The organism is Rhizobium sp. 01T437, from assembly GCF_056398505.1.
Map to the genome: position 1 here is coordinate 36,715 of NZ_JBFTPM010000031.1, position 8,067 is coordinate 44,781.

Sequence of the window (8,067 nt, forward strand, 5' to 3'; positions counted from 1 at the left end):
GAATTGGAAGACAAACATTCTGATGCCACGGATGCCTTGAACCCACCGCGGCGGAAACATCCACGGCGACCAGACTTATCGCAAAATCGAATTCTCGATGCCGCAGTTCTGGAATTTGCGGAGAACGGTTTTGCGGGCGCACGCGTAGAGGCGATTGCGGAGCGCGCTGAAATCAACAAGCGGATGCTATACCAGTATTTCGGTAACAAGGATTCGCTTTATCAAGCTGTGCTCGAGAAGGTTTATTGCGATATCTGGGAAGCCGAGGCCGGTCTCAGCCTAGACCAGCTTGCGCCGCGCGAAGCACTCATTGCACTCGTGAGATTCGTCTGGTCCTACTATCTCGATCATCCTGAATTCATCACCTTGCTGAACACAGAAAACCAGCTGAAAGCGCGATTCTTTCGTCAATCCCGGGTGTTGCGGGATGGCGCAGCAAATTCACGTCCGCTGGTCGAGGAGATACTGCGGCGAGGCGAGGCTGACGGGACATTTCGCGTAGGTGTCGACCCAACGCAACTCAGCCTGACCATCACGTCGGTGTGCTACTACTATCTGACGAACCAAGCCACGAGTTCGATCGTTTATGGGCAGCGGCTGATGGCCAAGAAGGCGCTCGAGGCGCGGCTCGCGTTTAACATCGACACCATCCTCGCAGTTGTCGCTCCGGTCGCCACTATAGGCGACGCGACTTTTACCGGAGACTGCGCATAGCAGGGTTTTGCAGGGAAGTATTTGAGACAGAAGATTGCCACATCGCCCGCGCGGAGGTGCAGGGCGTACGAGACGGAATACTGACGTAAAATCCTTTAAGCATCGGGCACGCGCTGTATGCACCTCGGCAATAACAGGGCCGACAGTTCAAATCTTCTCAAGAGCAGGGACCTGCTTCGTTGCCGCTCCTTTAACTCGCCGGCTTGAGGGACACGCCGCTTGCTGCCGGCCAGCTTTCTCATGCAGCTTGAACACAGCACCAACTTGGACAGGGACTTCATCGACCTTCCCTCTAGGCCAGCGAGGCCGGATGTAGAAATCGACCTCACACCGACCACGTAAAAACCATGGCATAACGATGGGAAGGCGAGAGATAGCCGTCAGGCAGCCAGCTGCCCGCTCCGCCGTCCCGCGACAGTTTGCGTCGTCGCTGTCGTATCGAGCAGCTTGAACCGGTTAACGAGTTCACGGAGCTTCGCGGCTTCCTGGGCAAGATTGACGGATGCTGCGGTCGACTGCTCCACCATTGCCGCATTCTGCTGCGTCACCTGATCCATGGAGTTGACGGCCGAATTGACCTCGGCAAGCCCGGTCGACTGTTCCCGTGCCGAGATAGCGATCGCATCCATATGCTGGTTGATGCGGGCGATCTGTTCGCTGATCGCTTTCAGGACCTCGCTCGTATCGAGAACGAGCTTGACTCCGTGTTCCACTTCTTCCGACGATTTCTGAATGTGGCCTTTGATTTCCTTGGCAGCCTTCGCCGAACGCTGGGCAAGTTCGCGCACTTCCTGGGCAACCACCGCGAAGCCCTTGCCGGCCTCCCCGGCGCGCGCGGCTTCGACGCCGGCATTCAAGGCGAGCAGATTGGTCTGGAACGCGATCTCGTCGATCACGCCGATAATGCTGGAGATCTGCTGGGATGAACTCTCGATGCGGCGCATGGCTTCTTCGGCATGCGACACAACCTCCGCAGACTTGGCGGCGTTCCGATTGGCGTCGGTCGCTTCCGTCCGAGCCTCATCGGTCCGCTTGCTGGAGTTGGACACGTTGGCGGTGATCTGATCGAGCGCTGCTGCAGTTTCTTCGAGCGAGGCCGCTTGCTGTTCGGTGCGTTTCGACAGATCGCCGGCGCCGGATGCGATTTCCCCGGTGCCTTCATCGATCGCGGTAATGGCGGTCACAATGGCGCCAAGGGTTTCCTGGAGTTGCCGGACCGACATGTTGAAATCTTGCCGAAGTCCCTCGAAATCGGGAGCGAATGGCTCTTCGATCTGGAATGAAAGATCGCCCGATGCAAGCCTCTTCAGACCTGCGGCGAGGCCGGATGTCGCTGCCCGCAGCCGGTCGGCAGCGTCTTCGTCGGCCTGCTTTCGAGCGGTGACGCGCTCGGTTTCTGCCTGCAGACGCGCTGCCTCTGCATCCTGCTCTAGCTGCTTGTTGGCGATTGCAGCCTGGCGGAAGACTTCAACAGCCGATGCCATCCTTCCAATTTCGTCTGCCCGGCCGATCGCAGTCGAGGATATGGTCGTGTCACCACCGGCCAACCTTTGCATATCATTAGAAAGCGCCAGGATTGGTTTGGTGACGCTCGTGCGTGTGAGGAAATAAAGACAGATGGCGAAGATCGCGGCTAAGGCCAGCAGCGTTTTCAGAGTGCTATCGACAAGAGCTTTTGTTTCCAGGCTCCCCTTGGAGATATCTTCCGACACGGCGGTGATCTGATCCCCTGCCTGTTCCATGGCGGTTTCCAAAACGGAGAACTGTTCCATGAACTGCGGCAATGCCTTCAGCGTCGCCGGCGGATCCTGGTCTGCGAGGTCAACGATCTTGGTGGCGCTATCAATATAGGAGAGAAGCGGGCCTTCGACGCTGGCGAGGACCTTTTTCGTGTTGTCGTCGGAGACGAGTGCCTTGTTGGCGTCGATCATCTCTCGGAACGACGCCTCGTGCTCCGCCAGGTCGGCCTTCACCGCGTCAGCTTTTATGCCTGCTGCCGGGTTGGATGCCAGCAAGGATGCAAGCACGTCGGCGCGCAACGCATCATGCATCATATCGGCCTGCATGTGGTTGCGCAGAATTTGCGCTGACCGGGCGACGTCCGCATTATTTTCGGACAGGATGGACGCGGACCAGATGCCGACGCCCGTGGCGCCGCCTGACAATGCGAAAACGGCGATGCTTGCAATGATGATCTTATGCTGGATCGACGCCATGAGCAGGGCTCTCTCATTAATTTAGAATCTGAGAATACCGGAACATGCTTAACAATTTTAATCATGGCCATTTCCGCTTGGGACGTTCCGGTTCATCGGCTTAAAGCGATCTGACCAACATAGGTCTTCTTGAAGGCCAGGCGTGTGAAGGATGCCGACAGCTAATTTTTGCTGTAGCACGTCCGCCATGATGACGTCGGCGGCCAAGTGCCGCTGTCCCACCACGATCGCGAAGTAAGCCTTCCATGCAATGTTGACGGTTGGCTAATCGGCCCGAGAGCCCGTTATCAGGCTGCTGAGCCCATACAAGGATCGATAACCAGCGAATGCATTTTTTAGCCATCATCTGCTAGGCGATCAGGTCGAGGCTGCTCCGATCGCACACGAGCTGCGCGTTTACCCGAGGAATCACGAGATCCATTCGGGTAGGATTGCCGTATCGAACGCTGAACTCGGCCCGCCCGTTTCCAGCCGCCTCCATCGAAGTTACGATCTCGGACCACGCGCTGCCTTTGCGGGAGAGCGGTCAAACCGCAACCACTTCCGGAGAGTTCGATGGCGGTACCGCCGAGATCATCTTTTTGGTCGACTTCCTCGAGGCCTCAGGTCGGATTCGTATGGAGCGGACCAGTCTGCTTGTGACGTCGCTGTTGGCGGGAAAGAAACGAAAAAAGCCTTCCCAACTGAAGGGTCGTCAGTTCGCCTTCTTTTCAAGGCGACCACTGCCGACGCCGGCGGGCTGCGACGGCCGACGCGCGTAGTGCCCCGAGGCACGCGCACAGGTGTCGACTTTATACAGCAGTGACAGAACTTACTGGAAAGCGCTCCTGCGCCAGGGAAGTCTCGTGGACCTCGTATAAAGGCCTCATTCTGCATGAGGCCTTCACTGTCTCTGTGCCCGAGTCTCGCTCAATGTTAGAGGGAGCAGAGGCCGGAGTTAGAACGTCCGCTGAAGGCGCAAGAAGCCCGACGTCACGTCGGGAGTACCATCCGCATCCAGGTACTGAACGGAAACCTTGGCGGCGAAGTTGTCGACGATCTGATAGTCGATCGTGACGCCTGCCTTCCAGGCATCGCTATCGTCGTTGAATTCACTGCCGACGATGCCGTAGTGGCCGTAATACTGGAAGGCCGGGGTGATCTTCAGCTTGTCGGCCACCTTGACTGCGTATTCTCCAGCCACGACCCACTCGGCCTTGTTGTAGTAGGCGTTCGGGTTGGTCGAGTAGATAGCGGCAAGGCTGAGAATGCCGGGACCGATGCCCACCGTACCCATGGCGCGGACGGCACCTCCTTCGTTGTCGGTGTCGTAACCGGCGGTGACCTGATAGGTGAAGGCACCAGCCCTACCAGCAAGACCGATTGCGACTCCGAAGTTGTTAGGCTGTTCGCCGTTGTAGAACGGGCTGTCTTCGAGCTCGTCGACGCTGATGCCGGCATAGAAATCGCTCGTTTCATACTGATAACGGATGGAGTTATGCAGCGTGACCGGAGAGCCAATATCGTCCGTTTCGCCGGAGAGACCATCGTCCCACCAGGAGTAGAAGAGACCAGCGCGGAAGCCAGCGATGTCGATGTAAGCCGAATCGAGCTGGGCCTTCTGGTTGGTCGCGTTGTCGGCATTGGTCTGGAGAACGATCACGCCGGTGAGCGGGCCGTATTCGGTATCGCTCTTAGCCGTGAACTGAACCTGACCACGCGTACGAGCATCCCAGCTCGAGTCGTTCGGAACAGAACCGCCGCCGCTGGCGCTGATCGAGCTTGCGTTCGGAGCAACGTCAACCTGCAAGCGGATGTAGCCGTTGATCTTCAGGCAGGTTTCCGTGCCCGGGATGTAGAAATAGCCGGTGCCGTAAGCGTCGCAGACGCGAACGTATTCGACGGGCTCCGGTTCGGCAGCAACGATTGCGTCAGCAGCCTGGGCGCCGGAAACGACTGCCAGAGCGGCAGCAGAGCCAAGGAGAAGACTCTTGATGGTCATGGTGATCCCTTTCTCGATGAGGCTCTGATCCTTGGGAAATCGTGGCCTCGCGATAGGGAGGTTGGATGACACGGGCTGAATTGTCGCGCAACAATGTGACGGTTTGTGACAGCGTCGGGCTATATTAGTGTCGCCGAAACCACACAATGGCTTATCATCGAAGTGTTTGCGACTGGCCTGCGCCRCGAAAAAATTCCTCCCGCGACTGGAAACCGGTGTGCCCTCTCGCTACGAGCAGGTCTGGACGCCGACACCTCGCATCGACGTCAATAGTGACGCGTTCAAGGAATATGTGTGTGAATCCCAGATTGCGGCGATGGGATGGTCCTCCTAATAACTGCTGAATCCCAAACGATATCGTGCGCGCGATGCGTAAAAACTCGACGGCGATTTGACCGCTCATTCGGTCGCGTCAGGCAGGGCCTGAGCCCATTCGCTAACAGGCGAGACGACCTGTGCTGTCCATTCGATGAATGCCCTTACTGTGGGGGAAAGGTGGCTCGTTTGTGGAAAAACCGCCCATAGTGGTATCTTCAGTGTGTCCACTTGACCGAGAAGCCTGACAAGTGCTCCGCTCGAAAGATGGGGCGATACCACGTAGCTCGCGGCACGTATCAGTCCGATTCCTTCCAGGCCGCAAGCCAAGTAAGCGTCCGTATCGTTGACGACCAATGGCTGTCTCATTTTAACGGCGCGGTGGTGTCCGTCGACCGAGAAGTTCCAATTCATCGTTCGTCCTGTTCGGCTGAGTGTGTATCCCACAGCATGGTGGTCACGGAGATCATCGATCGTCTTAGGTTCCCCATACTCCGTCAAATAGGACGGCGCTGCGCAGACAATCCACTCGAATTCACCAATACGACGAGCGGCAAGGCTGGTGGAGTCTTCCAGGAATCCCGCCCTGATAACGCAATCGAATCCGTCCTCCACGAGATCAACCGTTGTGTCGCTCAGCGTCAGAACGAGCTCGACTTCGGGATATCGACGCTGAAATGTTCTTATATTTGGCAGAATGTAAAGGCGCGCCAAAGACAGCGGCATGCTGACCCTCAACCTACCGCCAGCTGTGCCCGCAATGCCTGGAAAACCCGATTCTACCGCGTCGATATCGGCGAGAAGGCGCGTGCAATGGCCGTAATATATCGAGCCATCCGGAGTGAGGCTGAATTTTCGCGTCGTGCGCTGAAGGAGAGTTACTCCGAGATAGGCCTCAAGTTCCTTGATTGACCGCGATACCGTTGATCTGGGCATCGACAGGCTCTCAGCAGCTTTTCGAAAGCTCCGGGCGTCGACGACGCGCTTGAATATCTGCATTGCGTAAAGGCGGTCCATCACGTCTCTCCGGTTGTATTGGCATCGCCAGCGCTGCGCCTGTTAAAGAATGCCGCGACCGGTTGTCGACGAACTCGATCCAGGCATCGAAACCAACATCGTTCTGTCGTGGCCAGAGAAAGATATTGTTCTCAAAATTGAAACAGCTTCATTGGCGCAGCAAGCTCTTCTCACCCCAAATTTGGCAGATAGCGACAGACAATCAAACCATTACGCGATACAGAATGCGGGGTGGGCCGTGAACAGTCCGCCATCGTTTCACGTTTATTGTGCCAAAATTGCGAATTGTTTGAACACGAGCAGGCGCCTTATTGATAGGCGCCGTCCTTTCTATCTACGGCCCAGGCTTTCGGATGTGATCCGGGCTGCTCAGCACAGTGGATAAAGGAAATACAATGCCTGAAGATACGAAGACAGACGTCGAGAAAATTCTTGTGCTAGGCGCAGGCCAGTTGGGTCTTGCGGTCCTCCGTGAGCTGGTACCACGCGTCGCAACGTCAAGCACGCCTGTCACGGTCCTGATATCGCCCGGCTCGGTCGAGCGTCCGACACAGCATGACGAACGCGTGCTTGCCGAACTTCGCACGCTCGGCGTCGAAATCGTTCCTTTTGATCTCGGCGCAAACAACATTGGCAGCCTGACCAACCTGTTTTCGGGGTTTCGGACCATCGTCAACTGCACGGGCTTCGTCGCGGGCCCCGGTACGCAGCTCAAAATCACCAGAGCTGTTTTGAACGCCCGGGTGCCACGCTATTTTCCATGGCAGTTTGGCGTCGACTACGACGTGGTCGGAAAGGGGAGCGGCCAACCCGTTTTCGATGAGCAATACGAGGTGCGCACCTTGCTACGGGCACAGCAAACGACCGAATGGGTCATTGTCTCCACTGGAATGTTCACGAGTTTCCTGTTTGAGCCTGCCTTTGATGTCGTCAACCTCGACAAAGGCATTGTTCGCGGTTTGGGAAGCTGGGACACCCGCGTCACGGTGACCACGCCTGAAGATATCGGCCGCCTTACGACCTCTATCCTTCTGGAGGAGCCACGCATTGCCAATGAGGTTGTATTCGTCGCCAGCGACACGATTTCCTATGGTCAGCTTGCGGATGTGGTCGAAACTGAAACGGGAAACCCGGTCGAACGCATCGTATTGCCATTGAACGAACTTCAAAAAGAACTCGCCCAATCACCTGAAGACGTCATGCTTCGATATCGTGCCGCCTTTGCGCTTGGCGATGGTATGTGGTGGGACTTCTCGCAAACATACAATCATAAGAGGGGAATAAAAACTCAAGATGTGAGCTCCTGGCTGAAAGCACATCTTGCTCCGGAAAGCGCTTAACCCCCAAGACAGCGATAATCAGCCATCTTGAACCCACGGATCGAGTGGTGCCCGGATTCGAAAGTTCCGGGTATCCGTATGCATGTCGAATGCGGCACCACCACCGATGACGTCATCCGCCATATCGAGGCAGGCCGCATCAATCTCGGCTTCATCAGGCCGGTGGAGAATATCGGCTCGCTGCGCTTCTTCTCGATTGCCCATGAGCGTTACCTGCTGGCCGTCGCCAAGGAGAGCCCTCTATCGTTGAAGAGCGAGATCGACATCGAGGATCTACGCGGTGAGAAGATCATCTCCTTCTCCCGCCAGAACCTTTCTTACAGCGAACGCTATTTCGCGGAAAAATTCGAGGAGCACGATCTGACCGACAATGTCGCCTATACCTGCGACGACACCTTCTCGCTGGTGTCGCTCGTCTCCGCCGGTCTTGGCATCGGCTTCGTGCCGGAATGGACGCAGGATCTGCCGAACCGCGGCTTTGAGC

Annotated in this window: 5 protein-coding genes and 1 pseudogene; 3 read left to right on the top strand and 3 right to left on the bottom strand. The window is 56.7% G+C overall.

Annotation, left to right across the window (positions count from 1 at the left end):
• Positions 1 to 3 precede the first annotated feature (3 nt).
• Positions 4 to 714, top strand: coding sequence for a TetR/AcrR family transcriptional regulator (locus tag AC1DM5_RS33535; RefSeq protein WP_477823390.1), 711 nt, complete (start codon positions 4 to 6; stop codon positions 712 to 714).
• Between the two features lie 380 nt (positions 715 to 1,094).
• On the opposite strand, the gene AC1DM5_RS33540 is transcribed toward AC1DM5_RS33535, so the two are convergent.
• The 3 genes from AC1DM5_RS33540 to AC1DM5_RS33550 form a co-directional block, all read right to left on the bottom strand.
• Positions 1,095 to 2,930, bottom strand: a complete 1,836-nt coding sequence (locus tag AC1DM5_RS33540) for a HAMP domain-containing methyl-accepting chemotaxis protein (protein WP_477823391.1) — start codon at positions 2,928 to 2,930, stop codon at positions 1,095 to 1,097.
• A 937-nt stretch (positions 2,931 to 3,867) separates the two neighbouring features.
• Entirely contained in the window at positions 3,868 to 4,911 is a 1,044-nt protein-coding gene (locus AC1DM5_RS33545; RefSeq protein ID WP_477823392.1) for a porin, read from the bottom strand.
• Between the two features lie 399 nt (positions 4,912 to 5,310).
• Complete coding sequence (locus AC1DM5_RS33550; RefSeq protein ID WP_477976713.1) at positions 5,311 to 6,243, bottom strand: LysR family transcriptional regulator; 933 nt, start codon at positions 6,241 to 6,243, stop codon at positions 5,311 to 5,313.
• A 395-nt stretch (positions 6,244 to 6,638) separates the two neighbouring features.
• Between AC1DM5_RS33550 and AC1DM5_RS33555 the strand changes: the two genes are divergently transcribed.
• Together AC1DM5_RS33555 and AC1DM5_RS33560 are read left to right on the top strand one after the other, a co-directional pair.
• Positions 6,639 to 7,583, top strand: coding sequence for an aromatic alcohol reductase (locus tag AC1DM5_RS33555; RefSeq protein WP_477823394.1), 945 nt, complete (start codon positions 6,639 to 6,641; stop codon positions 7,581 to 7,583).
• Positions 7,584 to 7,643: 60 nt separating this feature from the next.
• Positions 7,644 to 8,067, top strand: a pseudogene (locus AC1DM5_RS33560) (LysR family substrate-binding domain-containing protein); the annotation flags it as partial.